We start from the raw sequence: 23,044 nt of genomic DNA on the forward strand, positions 1-23,044 counted from the left end.
TAGAGGGATACTTGAATGTCCCACTGTCATCACGAGATGTCAGGAATCCCCATCCGCCTTGCGGTGGGGTGGTTCAACTTTGGCTAATACTTCCTCTCTTTTGGCTCAAACATAGTAATCGCCACCGGTCGATATTGAATATCAATTCCTGCTGGTGAATAGTAAGCCATTGTGTGTTTGAGGAAGTTAGCATCATCTCGCTGGGAATAATCTTCGCGGAAGTGTGCGCCACGACTTTCCTGACGATTTAGGGCTGATGCTAGAATTGTCTGTCCCACGATCATCAAACTTCGCAATTCTAAGGCTTCCACAAGTTCTGTATTCCAGCAAGTTCCCTTATCATCTAAATAAATTTCAGGGTATTGCTGTTGTATTTCTGCTAATTTGTGTAAGCCTTCACTCATTAATGCCTCAGTGCGGAAAACACCGCAGTACTCAGTCATACAATCTTGGAAAGCCTGACGGACTTGGTTAATCCGATACTGTCCTGGTTGTTCTAGCAAAGCTTGGATTTCTTGCTGGGCTTGCATTACATAGCGTTGCTCATCTACAGAGGGTAACTTCCGTTTTTGGACAAATTTGGCGATCGCAGCCCCAGTTCTCTTGCCATAAACGACACATTCAAGTAGAGAATTACTCCCAAGGCGATTGGCACCATGTACGGAAACACAAGATGTTTCGCCAGCTGCAAAGAAAGCATCCACAAAACCATCACCACTGCTACGGACTTGCCCATCAGTATTAACTGGGATACCACCCATACAATAGTGAATTGTCGGACGCACTGGCATCGGTTGAGTTACCGCATCAACACCCACCAAACGATGTGCTTCTTCCCAACAAAAGGGAACGCGACTCATAATTTTTTCTTTACCCAAATGGCGGAGATCCAAATAGACAAAAGGGCCGCCAGCACTACCGTCGAGATGAATTCCACGACCAGCGCGAATTTCATAAGCGATCGCTCGTGAGGTAATATCACGAGGAGCCAATTCCATGCGACTGGGCGCATAGTTTGCCATAAAGCGATCGCCTTCACTATTAATCAGATACGCCCCTTCACCCCGAACCGCTTCCGAAATCAGCACCCCTACCGGATATAAACCAGTGGGATGAAATTGCACAAATTCCATATCTTCGAGGGGTAAACCTGCGATCGCAGTCATTGCCAAACCATCACCCGAAGAAGCGTAATCATTAGAGGTGGTATTATAAACGCGACCATAGCCCCCAGTGGCAAACATCACTGCTTTGGCCCGCACCACCTCTATGTGTCCATCCAAAAGATGGAACATCACCACACCCTTGGCCTCATTTTCTTCCAAAATGAGACGCATCACGTACCATTCTTCATAAACTTGCACCCCATAACGCCGCAAATTGTTAACCAATTCGTGCAAAATCGCGTGACCGGTCTTATCAGCAGCGTAGCAAGTACGGTTGTGGGAATGTCCGCCAAAAGCTCGTTGGGCAATACGGCCATCGGGTAAGCGAGAGAACAAAACGCCTAGATGTTCCAGATCGATTACTACATCTGGCGCTTCTTGAGTGAGAATTGCCACAGCATCTTGGTCTGCCAAGTAATCAGAACCCTTGACAGTATCAAAAGCATGTGCTTCCCAACTATCTTGTGAGTCAACATTTTTCAGTGACGCAGCCATACCACCTTGAGCCGCCACCGAGTGGGAGCGAATTGGGTGGGTTTTAGCAACCACAGCAATATTTAAACTGGGGTCAGTGCGGGCAATTTCCACAGCAGCGCGACATCCCGCCAATCCACCCCCGACAATAATTACATCGTGTTCCAGCATAATTAGCCGTTCTATCTATATACTTGGATAAAATTAAACGTTGTTAGACGTGCTGTTCTATTGTATAGACGTGATTAATCAGGCAGTGCATTGTGGCGTTTCTACAAAAAAAATTCCCTGCCTATAGACAGGGATGTTATTACAAATTTTGAAATTAGGAGTTAAAAGTTAAAACTCAAAAGTTAGGTCTTCACTCCTAACTCCTATAGAGACGCGATTAATTGCGTCTCTAACTCTTTAAGTTGCTTCTACAGGTTGTTGCTGAGACACATTACCTGGCATGGGTTCCATTTTGGTTCCCGGCCCTACAGGAGTGACTTCAATATGATTTAACAAGGTAGTGACAAACGCAAACAACAAGAAAGGTAGCGATAGCAAAACGACCAGACCCGCCGTTGCTAAAGCGTATACGGGTCGCTTGGCACCCATCAGCGCCAAGGCAGATGCCAAACTTAGGGTAATTGTAATTAACCAAACAATTATTTGACCGTATATATCACCAAAAGTCAGAGTACAGACAAACCGATACTTTTGAATATTATTTCCGCTCATCACATTTGCCTCAAGTCTCTCCTAATAGGTTCTACGTTAGAACCATGTTTGCTTTGTAGACAATTTCTAAATATTATTGCAAGCTTCGTAATATAACTTCGCAATCAGCTTTTTTTGTTACAAGGCGCAATTCCTAGTGCAGCATGGCGTGAATAGAGCAGCCAGACCCCACAGGAAGCTTTTATAGTCATAGCTACTTAGAATTCTTACTAAAGCCTAATTTTGTAGCGTGTGTTACGCCGTAGGCTAACCCACCATCGGAGATTTTCGGTGCGTTAAAACTATAGATAAATCCAGCAAAGTCAGGATGTGAAATCCGATTTTTTGGTGTTAAATTTTGAATGTTGCCCGAGTTTGTTGACTTAAATCAACAAAAACCTTTATTTTTCGTGGCAATTTTGTTTTAGGAGTGAATGTGAATACTATTTTTCTTCGTAAAGGTGTTTTTTGGTTGCCAGGTATAGCTGCTCTTACAGTCCTGAGTAGCGGCTTATCTGCAAGTGCCCAGACAGTAGACAAGGCGAGCAGTCAGGCATTAACCGACCCTTCCGCAAGCGTAGCGTCTCCCAATGAGTTTAGTACAGAACTAGACACTGTAAGCCAAAAGCTTTCAACAGAAACAACTGAAACATTTACAGCAACAAATTTAATTGAGGTACAGCAGCCCTCAAACGCTGCAAATGCCAGTGCAACGTCTACGCCTGTTCCAGGCACAGTAGCAACTTCATCTGCGACCCTAACCTCTGAGTTTGTACAACCGACTTCTCAAACTACTTCTGAACCATCTGCTACCAAAGTGGCGCAATCGGATATTGATTTAGGTAGAACAAACCGTGGTGGTAGTAGCTATGTTGGGGTTGCTGCTAACATCGGTCTAAATGGTGGTGACACGTCTTTGGGTGATGGTAACTTTGCAGTAGTAAGTAAAATCGGGCTGACAAATTCTATATCGGTGCGCCCTTCAGCCATATTTGGGGACAACACCACAATTTTACTGCCGATCACCTACGATTTTACCTTCAAATCAGCAGATGCTTTTAGCGAACCGTTAGCGATCGCACCTTACGTCGGAGTCGGTGCAGCTTACAAAACTGGCGATGATTCGCAATTTGCCTTTTTGGCATCTGCTGGCATTGATGTGCCTCTAACTCCTCAATTCACAGCAACAGCCTCTGTCAATGCAGGATTTTTCGATCAAACTGATATCGGCTTGTTGTTAGGAGTTGGTTACAACTTCACTGGGTTATAAGAGTTAGGAGTTAAGAGTTAGTAATATTTCATTCATAACTCTTAACTCCTAATTCCTAACTTTCTACTTAGGGGTAACTTTGTCAATTACCTTAATTTTGCCGTCGTCTCCTACTGTCCAAACGTCGTATACACCAACAACATCGCCGTTAGCATCAACATCTACGTTGCCACTGGCTCCTTGATAGTTAATCTTCTTACCATCTTTAAGTAACTTCAACCCCTCGCAGACATCGGTAACTTCTGTACCAGGCCCATCTGCGACTTCACGGATTTTGCCGGCTATACCAACACCTGTATTCTCTTTAGCAGCTTGTGCTGCCAATGTCAATAACGCAGCTGCATCCCAAGCTTGAGGAGCGTATTCTCCTGGTTCACCACCCTTTTTATCCTTCCACAGCTTGTTGAAAGCTTCTAGGGCTTTGCCATCGGAACCGGGTACTGTACCGATCGCTCCGGTTAAAATATATTTACCATCACTGCCTTTGCCAACTTGTTCTGGAAAAGTCGGTGATTTCACTCCATCTGTAAGCAGAATCTGTACTCCCTTAGATACACCTTGCTGATAGGCAGCTTTCAAGAATAGACTGCCAGTTTCAGCGTAAAGTACAGCCAGGACTGCATCTGGCTTACCAGCAAAGGCGGCAGACGCTTCTGTATCAAATGTCTGCGCTTTCGGGTCGTAGCGGACAGGCTTATCTTTATTAACGATGGTTCCACCCAATTTTTCAAAAGTTTGCACAAATGCTTTCTCAAAGCCAACGCCATAGTCGTTATTAATCACGACTGTAGAAACTCGCTTGAAGCCTTTTTTTCTGGCAAGTTGGGCTAATGCTAGTGCTTGATAGGTATCAGGGGGAGCGGTACGCGCCCAAAAGCCTTTAAAGTCGCCTTTTTGGGCTTTTTCGGTAAATACAGGACTGGTACTACCAGGGGAAACCAGCATGACTTTATTCGGCGTGGCAATGGAGACTGCTGCGCTAGAAACGCTACTGGCAAAGGAGCCAACTACACCTGCTACTTTATCTAAAGTTGCTAGTTTGGCCATACCGGCTGCACCGGCTTTGGGGTCGGTTTGGTCGTCTACTTGCACCAAGGTAACTGGTCCGCCATTCACTCCACCGCAAGCGTTGACCATATCGACGAGCAAAGGGACAGAACCTAGCATCTGCTGTCCAACAGATGCCAAGTCGCCTGTTGTGGGTAGCAGGGAACCAATTTTTAGCCCTTTAGCAGTGTTTGTCGTAGTTGAGTTTGCTGCTGGAGTAGCGGTACTTCCGTTGGTAGCTGTCCCATTGGGGGTACTGGTATCACCACAAGCCCCAACTAAAAATCCAGTTGCGATGGTCGCTATACCGAAGGTTAAGGCGGCACTAATTTTTCTCATAAATAACTTTCACTCCTCAAATATTTAGGAGCCTAAAATTAAGATTCAAACTAAATTTCTAAGTTAGTTGGATCTTACCAGGACTCCAAAGGATAAATCATATCATCCATCTTTGGGAGTAAAAGTGTTTACGCCTATATTATTTTTTACTTTTGGACACAGAAAATATTCAGTGTGTTAAAAGCTGGAAAACGGAGAGGGAGGGATTCGAACCCTCGGTACGGAGTTGCCTGCCGTACAACAGATTAGCAATCTGCCGCTTTCGACCACTCAGCCACCTCTCCATGACTCACGAATATCAATGTTACCAGACTCGTTGAGAAGAGTCAATAGTTATTTTTGGGAATTGGACATCAGTCATTGGTCGTTAGTTATTTACAAGATACAAATGACTAAGGACAAATGACTAATGACAAATTCAAAGAACTTGCGATCGCATCCAAGCTAAGGGTAAGGTGCGTAACTTTTTCCACTGGGGAACGAAAGCCCGTTGACTGAACACATCGTAATCATTGCGTTCAATCACCTCCAAAATTTGGCCGTACAGCATTGATGCTGCCCAGACGGGCCAACGGGCATCGGATGCTAAATAAGTAATTCCCTGGTCAGACGTGGTATAGAATTGGCGGGCCCGTTCAATTTGAAAGCGCATTAGCGCCCGCCAACGGTCATCTACCACACCTTTGAAGAAGTCTTGCTCGGTGTAGTTGAATTTTTCCAAGTCCTCAAGGGGAATGTAGATTCGCCCCCGTTTGGCATCTTCTCCCACATCCCGCAGGATGTTGGTGAGTTGATTGGCAATTCCCAGAGCGATCGCTTCTTCTGTGGGAAGATAAGGTTGTTTGTTCTGATGCCACGGAGCGGTGAATATGGTGCTATCGACACCCATCACTTGTGTTGACATTAAGCCAACAGTACCAGCAACGCGGTAACAGTAGAGGTATAAGTCCTCAAAGGTTTCATAACGACTGCGATATAAGTCCATGCGTTGACCGGCAATCATATCCCGAAAGGGCTGAATGTCCATCGGAAAGCGCTGGAGGGTGTCAACTAAAGCGACATCGTAATTTTCTAATGGTCGTCCCGCAAAAATCGATTCCAGCTGCTGTTCCCATAGGTCTAGGGTTTCTGGCGTGGTAATAGCAGAGGCGGGCCCATCCACTAATTCATCTGTACGGCGACACCAAGCGTAAATTGACCAAATAGATTGACGTTTTACCGGACTCATGAGCAAAGTACCCAGGTAAAAAGTCTTGGCATACTTTGCTGTGAGATGTCGGCAAAGTTTGTATGACTCGTCTACAGAGACCAGCGTTTTCATGCGCGGGGGGGAATCAGGCAGTTGCAGCATTCGTTGCGGGCGGTCGGGTGAGCGTTTGCAGGTTTGAGGAATTTGCTACCGGGAGAGCCTCAGAAATTGCCTGCGCTGTCAGCTTACCAGAAAGTACGGCACCTTCCATACTGCCTAAGTAGCGTTGCATGGTATAACTTCCGGCGAGATAGAAGTTGGCAATGGGCGTAACTTGTGCGGGACGGTACTGTTGGCGGCCAGGGGTCGCTTTGTAAACTGAACGCGGCGTTTTCACCACATGAGATTTTAGCAATGTTGCTGGGTTGTCTCCCCCAAAATGGTCTGGGAAAAGTTTTTCCAATTCAGCAAGCGTTGCAATGACAATCTCCTCATCGGATTTGGCAATCCAATCTTTTGCCGGAGCTAGAACTAATTCCAGCATTGAGCGATTGGGGTTGGCGTATTCACGGCAGGTATTGCTCATATCAGCATAAACGCTTAGGAGGGGCGATCGCGAAAAAAGTAGGTGATCGATTTCTGTAAGTTTCCGATCGAACCACAGATGCAGGTTAATCACTGGTACTCCTTCCAAACCTTCTAGCTTTTGAAAAAACTCCATCAGCTTCCAAGGTTTAGGTAACATGACTTTCAAAGGGTCAACTGAAATGGCAGATACATAGGCATCAGCCGTCACAACTTCATCTTCTGCGCCATTTAACCCTCTAATCAAGTATCCCTTCACCGTGCCATCGGCGTTGAGCAAAATTTCTTTCAAAGGGACATTTAACCGCACTTCTCCACCGCGTTCTGTGATGTAATCTACGATTGGGCTGCATAGACGTTCTGTGGGAGAACCATCCAAAAATGCAATCTTTGAGCCATATCGTTCTTGCAGAAAGCGATTCAGTGCAGTCAGGAGAATCGTTGCTGAAACTTCATCAGGATTGATAAAGGTGAGGGCTTTACATGCGGCGATAAAAACGTCACTAGTTACCCGCTCGTCTACACCTTGCCTTTTCAACCAATCTAAGAAGCTGTATTTATCCATCTCTTCAACATACTTTTGACCCCGAACCACTGCGGGAAGTAGGCCAACTGCAAATCGAATCTTCTGCTCCCAAGTCAACATGTCTTTGTTGCGAAGAATCGATGCAATGACGTTGAAAGGAGATGGAATATCTGGAACATCAAAACGTGAGAGTGTTCCAGGTTTGTCTGGTTGATTAAAAATCAGTGTATGTTCTTTCCACTGGAGTCTATCTTCAATGCCCAACTCCTTGAGCATTTGGAGCATATTCGGATATGCCCCAAAGAAGGCGTGTAACCCGGTTTCGTACCAGTCGCCGTCAGAGTCTTTCCACGCCGCAACCAGACCACCCAGTACGTCCCGGCTTTCCAAGACAATGGGAGTATGACCTGCGTCCGTGAGATATTTCGCGCAGGAAAGTCCTGCTAGACCAGCACCCGCGATCGCTACTCGCATTTAACCTTAATGCCCTTCAATATTTCTTAATGGTTTTATCGTTCTCATTATACGTTGCAATCCGTTACATTTGGCAGTTCTTGTGCGATCGCTTCCCCAAAAAACTTTTGCCCAAGGGAATTTTCCCTACATACACCTGCCTAACAAAATTACCAATACCATTATTAGCAATAGGTTTTAGCAAATATTTTATCTAAATTTGCGTGTAGGAAATTTCGGTAAATAAAAGTTATTCCTTTGACTTAAAATATCTAATATCAAAAGTGGTTGATTTCTTTTCAAATCTGTGTATCTAATCTGAGAAAATATCTATTGTACTGGTTATAGACTGCTATTAAAAAACTCAGTTAGGTAAAAAATTATGAGTGGATCGCAGGAGTTAAAACGCTTTGGACATCACCTGATTCTAGGGATTTCTGGCACGACATTAAGCGATGACGATAAACGCGCCCTCAGTGAATTAAAGCCGATTGGGGTGATATTTTTTGCTAAAAACTTTTTGGATGGCACTCCATATCAAGTTTGGTTGGAAAGCTTCAAGGATTTAAACAGCCAGATACGAGAATATGCTGAACGTGATTCGATGTTTATAACTCTGGATCATGAAGGAGGTCGTGTCATTCGCACACCATCACCGATTACGCGATTCCCTCATGCGTTGTTGGTGCGATCGCACGCCCGCGAAGTAGCAAAAGCCACGGCATTAGAACTAAAATCACTGGGAATTAATTTATCTTGGGCACCTGTAGCAGATGTTTTTTCCCATGCCAACAATCCTGTGATTGGCCCTCGCGCCTTTGGTAACACTCCCGAAATCGCCGCAAAATATGCCCGTGACTACTACCTTGGACTTCAAGAATCAGGAATTTTGGGATGCGCCAAACACTTCCCCGGACATGGAGACACCAGCAAGGACTCTCACATTGAGCTACCAATACTAAATTTAACTTTAGAAGACCTGCGACTTCGAGAACTCATACCTTTCAAAGCTTTAATCGAAGTCCAGATTCCTTTAATTATGACTGCCCATATTTTATTTCCCAGAATAGATGCTGATGTGCCAGCAACTCTTTCCGAGCCTATTCTCAAAACCATACTTAGAGAGGAACTTGGCTTTAAGGGAGTAGTTGTGTCTGACGACTTGGATATGAAAGCGATTTCAGATATGTTTATGAAAGCTGGGACTGTGGCGCGGTCATTTAATGCAGGCTGCGATCTGTTTATTGTCTCGCGCAATATCAATTCATCATCTCTTGAAAGAACCTATCAGATTGCTGAAGATTTCGTTGATTCCCTCAGCAAGGGTAGTTTAGACGAATCAGTAGTGGAAGCAGCCAGAGAAAGAATCGATAAACTACTGGCAGTAACACCGCAATATCCCGTAGAAATTTTGGATAAAGATATACTATTGCAACATGCTCAACTAGCGATCGCTAGTTCGTATTAATCAGTTAACGTGCTTTCAAATTACACATTAGCAACTACTAAAAGACTTGCTAGAATTCCATTTGTTAATTTTTAATTTTCAATTTTTAATTTTTAATTTTTAATTGTTTAGTGGGTGGTATAGGGGTCGAACCTATTTCTGCGGGTTAAAAGCCCGCTGCACAGCCGGTATGCCAACCACCCTAGTTAATTTGAATAAAAAATGAGCAAGTGCGATCGTATTACATCGCAAACCTTGTAACACCAACACTAGATATAAATCCACCAGGGAGGTACTGCCCCTCCTATTTCTGTGTTATCAGCACAGCGCCTCGCTTTTCGGCTCCAGGTGGAAAAAGAGGAAGATGGAGGAATCGAACCCCTACAGTTGCCCATACCCTGGTTTTCAAGACCAGTTGCCGTCCATTCAGCGGCATCTTCCATTCAGGGGTATCAGACGGGACTTGAACCCGCTATGACTGGTTCCACAAACCAGCGCCTCGACCACTTTGGCTTCAGATACCATCAGTGGAATCAATGGGAATTGAACCCATAACCTCCTGTTTGCAAGGCAGGCGCTCTAGCCATTTGAGCTATGACCCCATATTTGGTGGATACTGGTCGGAATCGAACCGACAACCTTCTAACAGCCAGTTAGACGCTTTACCAATTAAGCTACAGACCCATTAAATCAGTTACCAGTTAACAGTTGGAGCGATCGCAATCTACAAACTCAGTTTATTTACTGCTATAAAGTTTTGCCCAATAACCTCTAGGAGGTTTCTCAATCTCATAAGCTTTACACCATTTTTCTACTGCCTTATCACTTACACCAAAATCTTGAGCTATGTGAGCAGTTGGTTTAGTCCATACTAGCTCGTGTAATTCTTCTTTAGATGGACGTTCAACCTTTCTAGACTTAGGTCTTGCCGAATAACGCCTTTTCATTTTTACTCGGCTTGCTTGACGTTGAAAATCTTTAATATTCCTGTTTAAAACGTTTGATTTAATTTCTAGAAAGTCCTCCCACCAATAAAAAGGAGAACTACTATTGGGTAGATTGGTTCTAATTATGATACCTCGGTAATCAAAACTGGGGTAAATAACCCGATCTTTATGTGGTAAGTAAATGGCATAGTAATCAAAATCATCTTTCTGATACTGGCGTTTATGATTTCCATGTTTATCATTCCATGATGTATTAGCGAAAATTCGCCCAATGCTAGAATATTTCACCTGGATTTTCAGAAATTTATTTTCCTTCCATGCTACTAAATCAAATGGCAAGTGTTCGCAAATCAAAGGTGTGAAAATTACATAACCTTTAACAGTCAAATCAGCTATGGTTTTCGCTACAGCTAGGTCTGCTTTTCCTTTTGTATGATGAGTGTTCATAAATTGAACCTAAATAATAAGAAGAAATTTATCATTATTTAGGTTCAATTATGCCCTCACCAGGATTCAAACCTGGGACTCTCATCTTAGAAGGATGCGGCTCTATTCGCTGAGCTATGAGGGCTTGAATTGGTAGTCCTGGCAGGAATTGAACCCGCGACATTCTTCTTGTAAAGAAGACACTCTACCAATTGAGTTACAGGACTACGCAAGCGAGTGGAGGGACTTGAACCCACGCACTGAGTATGGCGCACTCAGATGCTACCGATTACATCACACCCGCAAGTTTTTAAAGCGGATAACGAGACTTGAACTCGTGCCTAGAGTTTGGAAGACTCGAATGCTACCTTTACACCATATCCGCACTATTTAAAATCAAAAATTACTTTTAGAGGTTGTTATTCGTGAGGAAAAAGCTTTATGAATTCGAGGGAAATCGCCTTTCAAATTCTGTGAAAGTCCTGCTTTCTTTGCTCGAATCGAGAACCGAAAATAGAACGCTTTTAAATTTACCCCAAAATTGACCATTCGGTAATAAGAAGTCTGCAAACATCTGAGCAACCATTGATGGATCGTTCCTAAAAACACCGCATCCCCAAGCTCCTAAAATTAAGGTATCGCAACCTTTAGAAGCAGCCAGAGATAATAATTTTTCACCGCGTTTATACAAGATTTCTCTGATTTTTTCTCCACTTTCAGGCTCTTTTCTCCAAATTTGACCAGCATTAGGAGCGGAAGTCGTAATAAAATCGACCAAATAAGCTTCTTCGAGCAGAGTGCCATCATCTTTTCGGAATACTGGACAACCAGGAGAGTAAATGATGCGATCTGAGTAGAGCAAGGATTTATGAGCGCGATGAAAATCGTAGTATTCGCGACATTTCAACAAGCTTTTGTACAGTGCAGAACTACGTGTTAAGCTTTCTTCTTGAGCATGAGCGCCTTTGATAAATCCACCACCAGGATTTTTAGCAGAAGCAAAATTGAGAACTCCAATTCTTTCAAATTTCTGCGTAGGCGTAGCCCGTCGTAGACATCGCGCTATACGTTCGGCTCCCATAAGTGTTGTCTCATTTCTCACTATAAATTCAGTCTTTGCAAATTGAGAATTACCTGAGAGAATATTTCGAGCGATCGCTGAAAGAGTTTCCGGCTCGTAGTATTCCGTCCCAGCAATACAGGATACTAATTCTCGGCCAATATTAATTTGCTTACCTTCAGGAGAGAAGTAGTGACCGGCTTCGAGAATTTTTAGGGTGTCTTGAGCGATCGCAATTCGTTTCATACTTTTTCATAGGATTTCCTAGTTACAAATTGTCTCACTAATTTCTAGTCAAGCTGGTGACAGGAATTGAACCTGCAACCTACTGATTACAAGTCAGTTGCTCTGCCAATTGAGCTACACCAGCACTAATTTTGGATTTTGGATTGACCCCATAGCTTCAGATATGAGCTTGAGTAAAGAATTGTAGGTAGATTTAGGATGATCCCTATTTGTTGGACAAATAAAACAAGCTTGCTCTCACACCTTTTTAGATTTTCAGTTTTGAATCAATAATCCAAAATTTAAAATCTAAAATCTAAAATTTGGTGACGGGGGCAGGAGTTGAACCTGCCGATATTCAGGTTATGAGCCTGATGAGCCACCGTTGCTCTATCCCCGCATATTCACCAATACCCCTGACTGGATTTGAACCAGCAACCTCTTCGTTCTAGGCGAAGCGCCTCTTCCGTTGGGCTACAAGGGCAAACTTGGTACTCCCGACAGGATTTGAACCTGCAAAAACTAGATCCTCGGTCTAGTGCGTCTTCCGTTCCGCCACGAGAGCTTAGTGCCCCTGACAGGATTTGAACCTGCAAAATCTGGACTCTGATTCCAGCACGTATGCCAGTTCCGTCACAGGGGCATATCGGGATGGCAGGATTTGAACCTGCGACTCCATGCTCCCAAAGCATGGCTTCTGGCCACTGAATTACATCCCGTTAGTACTCCTGGTGGGAGTCGAACCCACAACCAAACAGATTTTAAGTCTGTCACCTCTTCCAATTGGGCTACAGGAGCAAATTTTGGTACTCTTGGTGGGAATCGAACCCACAACATACCGTTTTTGAGACGGCAGCCTCTTCCAGTTGGGCTACAAGAGCAGAGTTTGGCAGCCCCACCAGGGGTCGAACCTGGAATCTTCGCCTTCAAAGGGCGCTATGTTGCCAATTACACCACAGGGCTTTATTGCCAGGGCAGGGTTTGAACCTGCAACCTCATCGTTCAGAGCGATGCGACTTACCAATTCGTCCACCCGGCATTAAACAATTCGTAATTCGTAATTCGTAGTTCGTAATTATGTTTTTTGAGAGTGATTTTAACTCCGATTAACATACAAGCCATTTATAAAAAGGTGGGTATAAACCCTTATTTAATTACGAATTACGAATTAGTAATTACGAATTATAATTGGCTGCCTCAGTAGGACTCGAACCTACAACCGCGCGGTTAACAGCCGCTTGCTCTACCATTGAGCTATGAGGCAACGAAGCCCCCCAGGTCGGAATCGAACCGACGACCTCCTGTTCTTCAGACAGGCGCTACTACCAACTGAGCTACCGGGGGATAGAAGAAGAACGAGCGAGAGTGGAGGGATTTGAACCCTCACGTCTTCAGTTTCGTAGACTGAGATGTTATCCAGTTACACCACACTCTCAGAACGGAGAGGACAGGATTTGAACCTGCGACGGGTTATACTAACCCGTTTCCTCTTAGCAGGAGGACGCTTTTAGCCACTCAGCCACCTCTCCATAGTGGGTCGAGCAGGATTTGAACCTGCGTGCAAAAAAGAACAGTTTTACAGACTGTCGCCTTCAGCCAGACTCGGCCACCGACCCATAAATCATTCCCTCGACGAGAATTGAACTCGCATCTGTGCTTTGAAAGAACACTGACTTAACCATTCGTCCACGAGGGCATAATTTGCAGAATTTTAAATTTTTTAATCTAAAATTTAAAATCCAAAATTGTCTGACACAGGGACTAGGATTTGAACCTAGAACATCGGATTTGGAGTCACGAGGTGTTGCCGTTACACCATCCCTGCATTTGGTGGCAGTGGCGGGATTTGCACCCGCATATACCAGGGTATGAACCTGGGGCTTTGCTGGTTAAGCTACACTGCGATCGCACCAGAGGTCAGGGCGGGATTTGAACCCGCGCTAATTAGTTTTGCAGACTAACGCCTTCAACCACTTGGCTACCTGACCATTTGGGAGTCCTGACGAGATTCGCACTCGCAATCTTCAGTTTGAGAAACTGACGGCTTAAACTTATTCGCCTACAGGACTACAACCAGGGTGACGGGACTTGAACCCGCAACATTTCCGCAGACAACGGAACGCTCTAGCCAATTGAGCTACACCCCGATTTTTGGGAATCTGTGCCTAAAATTTTAGATTTTTAGGCACATGTTTTTGTTGGTGAACTTGCCCATTTCTTATTCAGTTTTCAAGGTTCAGAAAGTTTACTTTTTACTGTTAGAAACTGTTAGGAAAACAACCGAAATTCTAGGTAGCAAGCCTGTTGTGTATTACGGATGTATTCTTTAATTTTGCTGACTGCAAACTTAAAATTTTTTTGGTTGATTGCCTCTACTTCAGATGGTTTACAAGTAGAAGCGGCTTTTTTGACTGAAGACTCTGGTTGATTCCAGCGCCTCTGTTTGAGTTGTATGTAGAACATTACTTTGACCCTTGCGAAGCTTTGTCTTTCGCCTCACTACAAACATACTACAAAATACTACAAGAAGTGTCAAGGGGTTTTAGAAAGTTTTTTTGAAATTGTCTAAAAAAGCTTCTGCACTTAGATTTGAACTTGCTCACACCTCTTAAAAGTCAAACTACAGCTTATGATTGGGTGAGTTTTTTAAAAGCCTGACGTGACTGACAACTACCTCAAGCGACAAAAGATAATTAGTTTTGTCGCGATCGCCTCTACGATTACAGCTTGTAGTATTGCTCCTGGTACTTCCCCACAATCGGGGCTAAACCAGCCAATTAGCAAAAGCCATGCAGCAGAAGTTCAAAATCCAGTAAAGGGACAAGTTAATGAACTACCGTCATCAGCCAAAGTAGAAAACCTTACATTTACAGTTCCAACTAAATTTCAAGGAAAAACAGTTTATAAGGTTCCACTCAGCAGCAACGAAAAGGTTATTGCTCTGAGCATTGATGATGGGCCTTGGCCAAAAACAACCCTGGAAATGCTGGATATTCTCAAGCAAAATGATGTTAAAGTGACATTCTTTTGGGTAGGACAAGCCTTACAAGCAAATCCCGACCTAGCTAAACAAGTGGTAGCCGAGGGACACGCCATTGGCAACCATACTTGGCATCATTGGTATCGGCGGATGGATGAAGCCACAGCTAAAAGTGAAATCGATCGCACATCTGACCTGATATACAAAACTACAGGGGTGAAAACTGCTCTGTTTCGTCCTCCTGGAGGCTTTTTAAATAACGGATTAGCCGCTTATGCTAAAAGCCAGAAAGATGCTGTCATTATGTGGTCGCTAACTTCAGCTGATACCGATCCTCACGCCAAACCGCAAGCATTTGTAAATAATGTCTTGAAAGGCGCGAAACCAGGTTCTATTGTTTTGATGCATGACGGCGGTGGCGATCGCCACAGAACTGTTGAAGCTTTGCCACAAATCATCAGTGGACTCAAAAAGCAAGGCTACCGATTTGTGACAATTCCCGAATTGCTCAAAATGGCACAGTGAGAAATTATCCTCACGGAATTTTGGATTTTGGATTGTTCCAAAATCCAAATTCGTTTATTCGGTCATCACAGAAGCACAAGCTTGAGCTTCTTGCCAAAGTTTGTGCAAAAAGAACTCGGCGCGATCGCTCATCGTGGTGAAAAACACCCCTACAACATCCTTAGAACTATCTGATAGCCAAGAACCTTGCAGAGTGACTTCCAGATATTGGGTATCGCAGGCACAGAGGGCAATGATTTCTCTGTCACCTCTTTTTACCTCAACCTCAAGCACTTCTACTCCTGGCAAATCAACAGGAAGCAAGAAGGAAGCGGTACTGGGTTCAATGCACAAACTTTGCCCAACTCGCAGGGCCAAAATCACTCGCTGCGCTACCCATTCTTCTAGCGACAGAGTGACACGTTCCAAATCAAAACTGCTTTCAGTGTAAGTTAATTTCAGCATTCCTTATGCTCTCCTGCTATTCCAGGCTTCCTTGCATATCTATCCAAAACTGTTCGGCAAAAGAAATCGCGGGGTGAATTGGCGCTTTTGGTTTGGTACGTAATTGCATACCAGATTCAAACAGGGTGCGATCGCCTTTACGGGAGTTACATCTCTCACAAGCTGTGACTACGTTATCCCAAGTGTGAGAACCGCCTTTAGAGCGCGGCATCACGTGATCTAGCGTTAGATGTTTGCCAGTACCGCAATATTGGCAACTGTAACGATCTCGCCGCAACACTTCCTTTCGATTCACTGGTGGAACTTTCCACATCCGCTCATTAGAAGCGATCGTTAAGCGAATGTGTTTTGGTACATCAACTACCAAGTTGGGTGAGTGAACTCGCCATCCGCCTTCTGTGGTCAAACCTAACGGTTGAGCTTTATTGGTTACTAACAGCACAATCGCGCGTTTAATATTGATCTGACACAGTGGCAAGTAATTTTGAGAAAACACCACCACAGATTGCTCTAACACTTGCATTGCGTTCGCGCCGCGCATTGGAGATATCGTCACAGCTTCACTCCTTATAAAAAAACCCCCGCTTCCTGTTTGGGTGAAGCGGGGGTTAGAATTGACCGGAAAATTTTCTGGTCTCATATCGGTACAGTATTCCTTTGCCTGTACCCCCCGCTTTCTTCATCTAGTTGTGGTTTTGCAATCAACCCACTTATGCTGAGATGTCTGAAATCATAATTACCCTCTGTGATTTGCCCATAATTTTGGCCGCCATCGCCCATAAATAAATACTCCACTCCCATAGCAGCTGATTCCCAACTGGCTCGGCAATTGGTAGGGCACAAAATTGAAGTAGAGATGGGGCAAATGGATTTCACAGAAAATTTCACCTATTGAACATTCCTTTAAACATACTACACTTGTATTACTATCCTGTCTATAGTTTCAAGGAGAAATAGTGATGCATACGATCGCCCGCACCCCAACCACCGATATGGAAGTTACCAGCATCCGCTTAGAGCGCGAACTCAAAGATAAGCTCAAAGAAATAGCTGGGAATCAGGGATATCAAGCTCTGATTCGAGATATCCTGTGGAATTATGTCCAGCAAAAATCAGGTGAATGGAAGCCTCGATTTTCGCGAGCGGACATTCGAGCCAGCATAGCTGCCACCGCGCAGCAAGAAGAACGCTGTGTACTCACAGGTCAACTAATTCAACCCCAAGAACCGATGTTGTTAGGACTAACGAGGAATGGCGATATGGTTCCTCTGAGTGTCGAGAGTTTGGCTGGATAGTCTTAATATTCAGGCAATGCAGCCTAGTTATTTTATTTAGGACTTACGCACAAGAGTTGCCCCAACCCCCTTAAAAAGTTGGCTCTTTCAGATTCCCGCTTTTTAAGGGAAGTCAATTGCTCCACTTGAATATCTCTGAGTGGAGCAATTGTCGTTTGTTAGGGGAAGTGGGCTACGCAAACGAGATTTCAAGTTTTCAGTGCGTAAGTCTTATTACTGAATAATTGGGCTGCATTCAGAATTAAGCTTTATTTTCTCCAATCAGTAGAACTTTTTGTTAAGATTTGTAGCTTATAAAAGGAAATTTGGTTTTACTACGAATTTTAGATTTTTTAGTTCATGCCCCAAACTTCATCCTGTAAGGAAGGCAGTATTCTCTTTCAATCCAAAATCAAAAATTGGTTTGATGCTCCGGCTTAGTTATATTTGATTGAGAGCAACACAGATCAAAGGATGGCTGGCTAAAAGATTAAAACAAAAACAAAATTTTACAAAGTCCTTAAAATATATTCAGTGTTATTACGGTAATAGCTGGGGAATTACCCTGAGATTCCAGAGAAATTACGGTTTATGTATACTTACAGACAGGATATTCTGAGTCGAAGTTAGTTAATTATCTAAATTTAAAGAAGATAAAGCAGCCAAAAATAATCAGGCTAAGTCATTTTAGAGTATCCTAAGTATCTCATTACCCATGTAGCAATTTGCTTTATATAGCAGCAACTTGGCCATCTGCCAAAGAAAAGGGCTATAACAGGTGAGAGAAAGTATTCATATAAAATTTGTCAATTATCAAGGTGTAGCAACACAACTAACGGTGAAGAATATGCCAAGGGGTTGGGTGCAAAAACAATGGGTTTATTATCCAAGGGCGTGCCAAGAATGAAAAAGCCTTTATGGTCGCCGCCACAATACGTAGATGACATAGATCGACTACAAACTTACCAAGTCAAGCTGATGCCGCATCAGGAAGAAACTGCCCGCCAGTTGGTACAAAAGATTAATCAAGTCATTGCCAATACCTCCGCTACAGCATTGATGTTGCAAGATATTGCCCAATTGCTAGGATCTGCTTTTCAGGTAGATTGTTGCTGTTTGGTTTCAGTAACGGGTGATACATCCGATGAAATGACTACTATTAATTGGTGTGCTGATGAGTATCTAGGGTTGCCACATCCAGAAGAGATGTTTTCGATGGAACAGTTGCTTATGCACTCGCCAGTGCTGCAATGTGCTGCTGAACCATTGACTATTGAAGACATTTCGATCGTTCAGAATAGTCTGGTAATTGGCTGTCAGTATTTACCGCTACCCATAAAAGCGGTTTTGGCAATTCCCACCAGGTTTGGTGAAAATAATAATGGGGTGATTAATCTGATTAAATTCCAACCCTATGATTGGAGTGAATCAGAAAAACAACTACTCAAAGAGGTAGAGTCTGCTTGTGCGATCGCTTTTTCTCAAGTGGCACAAGCTAAACTAATTACTCATCAACAACAGTATCTGCAAAAAGGCGATCAATATCAGAGCTTGATCAAGCAGTTAACATTACTAAATCGGAGCAACTTGGAGCTTAATCAAATGCTCCAGTTAGTTATTTCCTCTACTGCCGAATCTCTACAGGCAGATCGGGGTTTACTGATATTACTAAAATATACCGATCCATTATTTAGGACTCAAGGTAAAAAACAAGTTCCGAAAGCGAAAGCGAGAGTGGTTGGTGAATGGGCTAAGGCAGCACAAATCTCCCGGACTATTAAACCAGATACCTTAGTAGATCAGTCTTTCTTAGTTTCAGAATGTAGTTTATGCCAGCGTCCCTTCATAGATTCTGGAAAACCAGTCATCTTCGATAACTATACAGAGCAAAATGATACCTCGGCAGCTGCTCCATTATTTGCAATAGAACAATTGCCTGCGGTTTTATTAGTGCCTTTAGAAAGTCAAGGTAAAATCTTAGGATTTTTGGTGCTACAGCAAGCTACTACTCGCACTTGGCAAACACCAGAATTAGAACTTGTAGAAATGGTTTGCGCTCAAGTAAGTAATGCCATCATCCAATCACAGACATTGCGCCAAGTGCAAACGTTGGTAGATGAACGGACGGCGAAACTCCAGAGTAGTCTGGAACTCCAGGCAAAGTTGCATGAAAGAACCCGGCAATATGTAGATCAACTGCGGAAACTCAATGAACTCAAAGATGAGTTTTTGAGCAACATGAGCGATCGCTTGCGTTATCCTTTGACAAACATGCTAATGTCCATTCGGAACTTACGTTTGCCAGGAATCGCCCCAGAACGTCAAGTTAGATACATGGATATCCTAGAGCAGGAATGCACAAAGGAAATTAACTTGATTAATGACTTGTTGACACTCCAGAAACTAGAGTCGCCTCACGAAGCTCCACAATTAGAGTCTATAGATTTAAATACTAGAATCCAGGCCATAGCAGCATCTTTTGAGAAAAAACTCGCAGAGAAGGGATTAAAGATTTCTGTAGATTTACCAGAGAAATCGCTAAAGCTGCAAACTGAACTGGAGAGTTTTGACCGCATCCTGCAAGAGTTGTTAACTAATGCCTGTAAATATTCACAACATGATACCACCGTCCATTTAGAAGCTGTTCACCAAGTCGATCGACAAATCGATCGAGTTATCATAAAGGTGACGAATACAGGACACGCCATCTCCGAAGAAGAAGCAACCTACATCTTTGACAAGTTCCGTCGCGGAAAAGGGCGCTGGACTCCAGGGACTGGCTTGGGACTTGCTCTAGTCAAGTCTTTAGTGCAGCATTTGAATGGAGCGATCGCAGTTGAGAGTCTCCCAATATCGGATTCTGAACAGAGCGAAATTTGCTTTACCCTGACTCTGCCCCAATTTTCTGACGAAAGCAAACCATAATTCTGAACGTGATTAAAGAACAGAACGCAACAGAGAACCCTGATTTCCAGTCTCCTAACGATGACACCAACCTCGAAGGAGATTTAACTGCTGATGCTGATATAGCCGCTTTGGCAGCTAAGGTTGAAGTTCAAATTCAGAAAATAGCAGAGCGACAGCGACAAATCAGCGCCAAAGTTCAAATCCCCCAACCAGTGGAACAAATTTGGAAGGTTCTGACTGATTATGAAGCCTTGCCTGATTTTCTACCCAACCTCGCTAAAAGTCGTATAATTGAGCATCCCAATGGTGGAATTAGACTCGAGCAAGTAGGCTCCCAGCGCTTACTTAATTTCAACTTTTCGGCGCGGGTGGTTCTGGATTTGGAAGAATGCTTCCCCAAAGAAATTAATTTTCGGATGGTAGAAGGAGATTTTAAAGGCTTTTCTGGTAGCTGGTGTTTAGAGCCTTATTCCCTTGGTGAGTATGTAGGAACAAATCTTTGCTACACAATTCAAGTTTGGCCGAAACTCACTATGCCAGTAGGAATCATTGAAAACCGCCTGAGTAAAGACTTACGTTTAAATCTTGTGGCTATTCACCAACGTGTAGAAGAGTTAGCTAGCAAAGAACCGTATGTATAACTAAACGGTCATTCAGGATTATCTCTGAATGACCGTTTTCATGTTATCAACTCGTAGAAAGATAATTCTACTTTTTTAGTACCCCCAGGGGAATTCGAATCCCCGTTACCTCCGTGAAAGGGAGGTGTCCTAGGCCTCTAGACGATGGGGGCATTGGACTCATGACCTTTTATAAGTTAACTAATTTTTCGGCTGTTGTCAACAGCTTTTGCGAAAAAAAGTTTGTGGCAGCTAAACTGGGTGGAGGTAAAAGCTTGAAGAGGATACAAAGAGATGAAAACACAAAAAGAATTTCGTAGATACTCCTGTGGGAAACCACAAAGTAGGTCAGCCTCCGGCGCTGGGAATTTAGAGAGAAGTTCAAATAGAAAAAACGGTACATTCTGTCAGGGACAAAGGGTATGATGTTGTACCCTGTAGAGTTAAATCTCTACGATTTTTTACCAAAGATTTTGAAATAAATCGCTCAAAATCTCCAACATGGAAGCATCTTTTGAAATTACCTTACAGATGGCGATCGCTGTTTTTGCAGGCATTAGCGCTCAAGTGCTGGCTGCATACTTTCGCATACCCAGCATCGTCTTGTTATTGCTGTTAGGCATATTGTTCGGTTCTGATGGCATAGGGCTGTTGCATCCCCATGCGCTAGGCACTGGATTGGAAGTTATTGTCGCCCTAGCAACTGCAATAATTTTGTTTGAAGGCGGACTTAATTTGGATCTGCGAGAGTTAGGCAGAGTTTCAGTCAGCTTACAATTGCTCGTCACTCAAGGAACGCTAATCACACTGCTTGGTGGGAGTATGGCTGCCCACTGGCTGGGTGAATTTCCTTGGAATATAGCTTTTCTCTATGCTTCCATTATTGTGGTGACAGGCCCAACCGTCGTTGGCCCCTTGCTGAAACAAATCAATGTAGATCGGCAAGTAGCAACACTTTTGGAAGGGGAAGGAGTTTTAATTGACCCTGTAGGAGCGATTCTCGCCTTCGTTGTCCTCGATACTATTTTGAACGGCGATGCCGATCCAATTAATGCGATCGTCGGTTTACTCATACGCCTGGTTGTTGGTGCGGCAATTGGTGGTGCTGGCGGTTATCTGATGAGCTTGATTTTCAAACGCGCCAGTTTTCTCTCATTCGAGCTAAAAAACTTAGTGGTGTTGGCGATACTTTGGGGTTTGTTTGCCTTATCGCAAATGATCCGCAGTGAATCGGGAGTCATGACGACAGTTGTTGCCGGAGCAGTCTTTGCTAACTCCTCAGTCCCAGAAGAACGTCTGTTACGGAGCTTTAAGGGTCAGCTAACAATTCTCAGCGTCTCGGTGCTATTTATCTTATTAGCTGCCGATTTATCCATTGCCAGTGTGTTTGCTTTGGGTTGGGGTAGTTTATTCACTGTTTTGGTATTAATGTTTGTCGTTCGCCCGATTAATATCCTCTTGTGTACCTGGAACAGCGATCTAAATTGGCGACAGAAACTATTTTTAAGCTGGGTTGCTCCTAGAGGAATTGTTGCCGCTTCTGTAGCTTCTTTTTTTGCGATTTCCCTAACCCAACGTGGCATTAACGGCGGTGATTCCATCAAAGCTCTAGTCTTCCTGACAATTATCATGACTGTTGTCTGCCAAGGGCTAACAGCTGGCTGGGTTGCTAAATGGCTGCAAATCACTTCTAAGGACGTAACTGGGGTGGTGATTGTGGGTTGTAATCCGTTGAGTCTTTTGATTGCCCGGTTCTTTCAAGAACGGGGAGAAAATGTGGTCATGATTGATACTGACCCCGAATGTCTGGTTCAAGCTGAGGCGCAAAATCTGCGGGTGATTGCCAGCAGTGGACTAGATGCTGCTGTTTTGGAAGAGGCGGGAATTGCCTCTATGGGGACTTTTTTGGCGATGACAAGTAATGGCGAGGTGAATTTTGTTTTGGCTCAAAGAGCAGCCGAGGAATTTAAGCCGCCGCGTGTTTTAGCTGTTTTCCCCCGCGATCCGCAAGCGAGTATTTCGGTTAGTAGTAAAGTTAATCAAGCTTTTATCCCAGACTTAGCGATTAAGACTTGGAATGAATATTTGAATGATGGGCGAGTCAAGCTGGGCACAACTACGCTAAATGAGTTGGAATTTTCTAGTCAGTGCGATCGCATCCAAGAAAAAATTCGGGCTGGGGTGTTGATACCATTATTGGTAGAACGAGAAGAACGCTTACAGGTAATGCCAGTTAACCAAGATTGGGAAATTGGCGATCGCATTATTTACCTATTGCATGACCCCAGACCTAGCCTTTTAAAACGCTTATCTGGTGCTACCCAATCCACTCCCCTCTCTCTAGAAAAGTTACCAGAGGTTGAAGACCTATCCCTAGTCCAATTGTCTCAACTTTCCGCTACTGAAGCTCCTGGGGGATGAGGCAGGGGGCTGGGGGA

General features: G+C 43.8%; 17 protein-coding genes and 32 tRNA genes. 7 read left to right on the forward strand and 42 right to left on the reverse strand.

What is annotated here, in order from left to right; genetic code table 11:
• Window positions 1-83: 83 nt before the first annotated feature.
• Window positions 84-1,811, reverse strand: a complete 1,728-nt coding sequence (locus CDG77_RS25985) for a succinate dehydrogenase/fumarate reductase flavoprotein subunit (RefSeq protein ID WP_094332213.1) — start codon at window positions 1,809-1,811, stop codon at window positions 84-86.
• A gap of 237 nt (window positions 1,812-2,048) precedes the next feature.
• Entirely contained in the window at window positions 2,049-2,363 is a 315-nt protein-coding gene (locus tag CDG77_RS25990) for a hypothetical protein (protein ID WP_094332214.1), read from the reverse strand.
• Window positions 2,364-2,778: 415 nt separating this feature from the next.
• On the opposite strand from CDG77_RS25990, the gene CDG77_RS25995 reads away from it, so the two are divergent.
• A complete protein-coding gene (locus CDG77_RS25995) occupies window positions 2,779-3,612 on the forward strand; it encodes a hypothetical protein (protein WP_094332215.1) in 834 nt (277 codons plus the stop codon).
• A gap of 63 nt (window positions 3,613-3,675) precedes the next feature.
• Here the strand turns inward: CDG77_RS25995 and CDG77_RS26000 are convergent, their stop codons facing one another.
• From CDG77_RS26000 to pds, 4 genes are all read right to left on the reverse strand, one after another.
• Window positions 3,676-4,998 carry an ABC transporter substrate-binding protein gene (locus CDG77_RS26000; RefSeq protein ID WP_094332216.1) on the reverse strand — a complete coding sequence of 441 codons (1,323 nt, stop codon included), beginning with the start codon at window positions 4,996-4,998 and terminating at the stop codon, window positions 3,676-3,678.
• A 192-nt stretch (window positions 4,999-5,190) separates the two neighbouring features.
• Window positions 5,191-5,282 (reverse strand) — tRNA-Ser (locus tag CDG77_RS26005).
• Between the two features lie 134 nt (window positions 5,283-5,416).
• Window positions 5,417-6,349 carry a 15-cis-phytoene synthase CrtB gene (crtB, locus tag CDG77_RS26010; protein ID WP_094332217.1) on the reverse strand — a complete coding sequence of 311 codons (933 nt, stop codon included), beginning with the start codon at window positions 6,347-6,349 and terminating at the stop codon, window positions 5,417-5,419.
• The gene (gene pds, locus CDG77_RS26015) at window positions 6,333-7,772 is read right to left on the reverse strand and encodes a 15-cis-phytoene desaturase (RefSeq protein WP_094332218.1); all 1,440 of its coding nucleotides are present in this window, start codon (window positions 7,770-7,772) and stop codon (window positions 6,333-6,335) included. The genes crtB and pds overlap by 17 nt, the downstream gene beginning before the upstream one ends.
• A gap of 361 nt (window positions 7,773-8,133) precedes the next feature.
• On the opposite strand from pds, the gene nagZ reads away from it, so the two are divergent.
• Window positions 8,134-9,219, forward strand: coding sequence for a beta-N-acetylhexosaminidase (gene nagZ / locus CDG77_RS26020; RefSeq protein ID WP_094332219.1), 1,086 nt, complete (start codon window positions 8,134-8,136; stop codon window positions 9,217-9,219).
• A 111-nt stretch (window positions 9,220-9,330) separates the two neighbouring features.
• Here nagZ and CDG77_RS26025 read toward each other — a convergent pair.
• From CDG77_RS26025 to CDG77_RS26175, 33 genes are all read right to left on the reverse strand, one after another.
• Window positions 9,331-9,401: transfer RNA gene (locus CDG77_RS26025), tRNA-Lys, on the reverse strand.
• 155 nt (window positions 9,402-9,556) lie between these two features.
• Window positions 9,557-9,639 (reverse strand) — tRNA-OTHER (locus tag CDG77_RS36115).
• Window positions 9,640-9,646: 7 nt separating this feature from the next.
• A tRNA-His gene (locus CDG77_RS26030) sits at window positions 9,647-9,720 on the reverse strand.
• Window positions 9,721-9,726: 6 nt separating this feature from the next.
• Window positions 9,727-9,800: transfer RNA gene (locus tag CDG77_RS26035), tRNA-Ala, on the reverse strand.
• A gap of 5 nt (window positions 9,801-9,805) precedes the next feature.
• Window positions 9,806-9,882 (reverse strand) — tRNA-Ala (locus CDG77_RS26040).
• A gap of 53 nt (window positions 9,883-9,935) precedes the next feature.
• Window positions 9,936-10,592, reverse strand: a complete 657-nt coding sequence (locus tag CDG77_RS36830) for a group I intron-associated PD-(D/E)XK endonuclease (protein WP_190234068.1) — start codon at window positions 10,590-10,592, stop codon at window positions 9,936-9,938.
• 51 nt (window positions 10,593-10,643) lie between these two features.
• Window positions 10,644-10,716 (reverse strand) — tRNA-Arg (locus tag CDG77_RS26050).
• A 6-nt stretch (window positions 10,717-10,722) separates the two neighbouring features.
• Window positions 10,723-10,798, reverse strand: a tRNA-Val gene (locus tag CDG77_RS26055).
• A 5-nt stretch (window positions 10,799-10,803) separates the two neighbouring features.
• Window positions 10,804-10,875 (reverse strand) — tRNA-Gly (locus CDG77_RS36120).
• Window positions 10,876-10,885: 10 nt separating this feature from the next.
• Window positions 10,886-10,956: transfer RNA gene (locus CDG77_RS26060), tRNA-Gly, on the reverse strand.
• A 54-nt stretch (window positions 10,957-11,010) separates the two neighbouring features.
• The gene (locus CDG77_RS26065) at window positions 11,011-11,877 is read right to left on the reverse strand and encodes a TIGR02452 family protein (RefSeq protein WP_094332220.1); all 867 of its coding nucleotides are present in this window, start codon (window positions 11,875-11,877) and stop codon (window positions 11,011-11,013) included.
• 51 nt (window positions 11,878-11,928) lie between these two features.
• Window positions 11,929-12,001 (reverse strand) — tRNA-Thr (locus tag CDG77_RS26070).
• A gap of 179 nt (window positions 12,002-12,180) precedes the next feature.
• A tRNA-Met gene (locus CDG77_RS26075) sits at window positions 12,181-12,257 on the reverse strand.
• 10 nt (window positions 12,258-12,267) lie between these two features.
• Window positions 12,268-12,340: transfer RNA gene (locus CDG77_RS26080), tRNA-Leu, on the reverse strand.
• 5 nt (window positions 12,341-12,345) lie between these two features.
• Window positions 12,346-12,421: transfer RNA gene (locus CDG77_RS26085), tRNA-Leu, on the reverse strand.
• A 4-nt stretch (window positions 12,422-12,425) separates the two neighbouring features.
• Window positions 12,426-12,499: transfer RNA gene (locus tag CDG77_RS26090), tRNA-Leu, on the reverse strand.
• A 3-nt stretch (window positions 12,500-12,502) separates the two neighbouring features.
• Window positions 12,503-12,575, reverse strand: a tRNA-Pro gene (locus CDG77_RS26095).
• Between the two features lie 4 nt (window positions 12,576-12,579).
• Window positions 12,580-12,654, reverse strand: a tRNA-Leu gene (locus tag CDG77_RS26100).
• Between the two features lie 6 nt (window positions 12,655-12,660).
• Window positions 12,661-12,737 (reverse strand) — tRNA-Leu (locus CDG77_RS26105).
• A gap of 6 nt (window positions 12,738-12,743) precedes the next feature.
• Window positions 12,744-12,819 (reverse strand) — tRNA-Gln (locus tag CDG77_RS26110).
• Window positions 12,820-12,822: 3 nt separating this feature from the next.
• Window positions 12,823-12,895: transfer RNA gene (locus CDG77_RS26115), tRNA-Gln, on the reverse strand.
• 150 nt (window positions 12,896-13,045) lie between these two features.
• Window positions 13,046-13,120 (reverse strand) — tRNA-Asn (locus CDG77_RS26120).
• Window positions 13,121-13,126: 6 nt separating this feature from the next.
• Window positions 13,127-13,200 (reverse strand) — tRNA-Phe (locus CDG77_RS26125).
• Window positions 13,201-13,216: 16 nt separating this feature from the next.
• Window positions 13,217-13,291, reverse strand: a tRNA-Arg gene (locus tag CDG77_RS26130).
• Between the two features lie 4 nt (window positions 13,292-13,295).
• Window positions 13,296-13,385, reverse strand: a tRNA-Ser gene (locus CDG77_RS26135).
• Window positions 13,386-13,389: 4 nt separating this feature from the next.
• Window positions 13,390-13,472 (reverse strand) — tRNA-Tyr (locus CDG77_RS26140).
• An 8-nt stretch (window positions 13,473-13,480) separates the two neighbouring features.
• Window positions 13,481-13,551: transfer RNA gene (locus CDG77_RS26145), tRNA-Glu, on the reverse strand.
• A gap of 58 nt (window positions 13,552-13,609) precedes the next feature.
• Window positions 13,610-13,681, reverse strand: a tRNA-Trp gene (locus CDG77_RS26150).
• 3 nt (window positions 13,682-13,684) lie between these two features.
• Window positions 13,685-13,760, reverse strand: a tRNA-Met gene (locus CDG77_RS26155).
• A gap of 10 nt (window positions 13,761-13,770) precedes the next feature.
• Window positions 13,771-13,844: transfer RNA gene (locus tag CDG77_RS26160), tRNA-Cys, on the reverse strand.
• 3 nt (window positions 13,845-13,847) lie between these two features.
• Window positions 13,848-13,925 (reverse strand) — tRNA-Glu (locus CDG77_RS26165).
• A 4-nt stretch (window positions 13,926-13,929) separates the two neighbouring features.
• Window positions 13,930-14,003, reverse strand: a tRNA-Asp gene (locus tag CDG77_RS26170).
• A 121-nt stretch (window positions 14,004-14,124) separates the two neighbouring features.
• Window positions 14,125-14,319: a hypothetical protein gene (locus CDG77_RS26175; protein WP_094332221.1), complete on the reverse strand. Its 195-nt coding sequence runs from the start codon at window positions 14,317-14,319 to the stop codon at window positions 14,125-14,127.
• A 196-nt stretch (window positions 14,320-14,515) separates the two neighbouring features.
• On the opposite strand from CDG77_RS26175, the gene CDG77_RS26180 reads away from it, so the two are divergent.
• The gene (locus CDG77_RS26180) at window positions 14,516-15,361 is read left to right on the forward strand and encodes a polysaccharide deacetylase family protein (protein ID WP_094332222.1); all 846 of its coding nucleotides are present in this window, start codon (window positions 14,516-14,518) and stop codon (window positions 15,359-15,361) included.
• Between the two features lie 54 nt (window positions 15,362-15,415).
• Here CDG77_RS26180 and CDG77_RS26185 read toward each other — a convergent pair whose 3' ends face one another.
• Window positions 15,416-15,805 (reverse strand): alr0857 family protein, encoded by a 390-nt coding sequence (locus tag CDG77_RS26185; protein WP_094332223.1) that lies wholly within the window; start codon window positions 15,803-15,805, stop codon window positions 15,416-15,418.
• A 16-nt stretch (window positions 15,806-15,821) separates the two neighbouring features.
• Window positions 15,822-16,328: an HNH endonuclease gene (locus CDG77_RS26190; protein WP_094332228.1), complete on the reverse strand. Its 507-nt coding sequence runs from the start codon at window positions 16,326-16,328 to the stop codon at window positions 15,822-15,824.
• A gap of 436 nt (window positions 16,329-16,764) precedes the next feature.
• On the opposite strand from CDG77_RS26190, the gene CDG77_RS26200 reads away from it, so the two are divergent.
• The 3 genes from CDG77_RS26200 (at window position 16,765) to CDG77_RS26210 (ending at window position 20,627) form a co-directional block, all read left to right on the forward strand.
• Entirely contained in the window at window positions 16,765-17,100 is a 336-nt protein-coding gene (locus tag CDG77_RS26200; RefSeq protein WP_012409307.1) for a hypothetical protein, read from the forward strand.
• Window positions 17,101-17,982: 882 nt separating this feature from the next.
• The gene (locus CDG77_RS26205) at window positions 17,983-20,004 is read left to right on the forward strand and encodes a sensor histidine kinase (RefSeq protein ID WP_094332229.1); all 2,022 of its coding nucleotides are present in this window, start codon (window positions 17,983-17,985) and stop codon (window positions 20,002-20,004) included.
• 8 nt (window positions 20,005-20,012) lie between these two features.
• Window positions 20,013-20,627, forward strand: a complete 615-nt coding sequence (locus CDG77_RS26210; RefSeq protein WP_190234069.1) for an SRPBCC family protein — start codon at window positions 20,013-20,015, stop codon at window positions 20,625-20,627.
• 79 nt (window positions 20,628-20,706) lie between these two features.
• Here the strand turns inward: CDG77_RS26210 and CDG77_RS26215 are convergent.
• A tRNA-Glu gene (locus tag CDG77_RS26215) sits at window positions 20,707-20,779 on the reverse strand.
• Window positions 20,780-21,107: 328 nt separating this feature from the next.
• Between CDG77_RS26215 and CDG77_RS26220 the strand changes: the two genes are divergently transcribed.
• Window positions 21,108-23,027, forward strand: a complete 1,920-nt coding sequence (locus tag CDG77_RS26220) for a cation:proton antiporter (protein ID WP_094332226.1) — start codon at window positions 21,108-21,110, stop codon at window positions 23,025-23,027.
• Window positions 23,028-23,044 lie beyond the last annotated feature (17 nt).

The organism is Nostoc sp. 'Peltigera membranacea cyanobiont' 213 (assembly GCF_002245975.1).
Taxonomy (GTDB): domain Bacteria; phylum Cyanobacteriota; class Cyanobacteriia; order Cyanobacteriales; family Nostocaceae; genus Nostoc.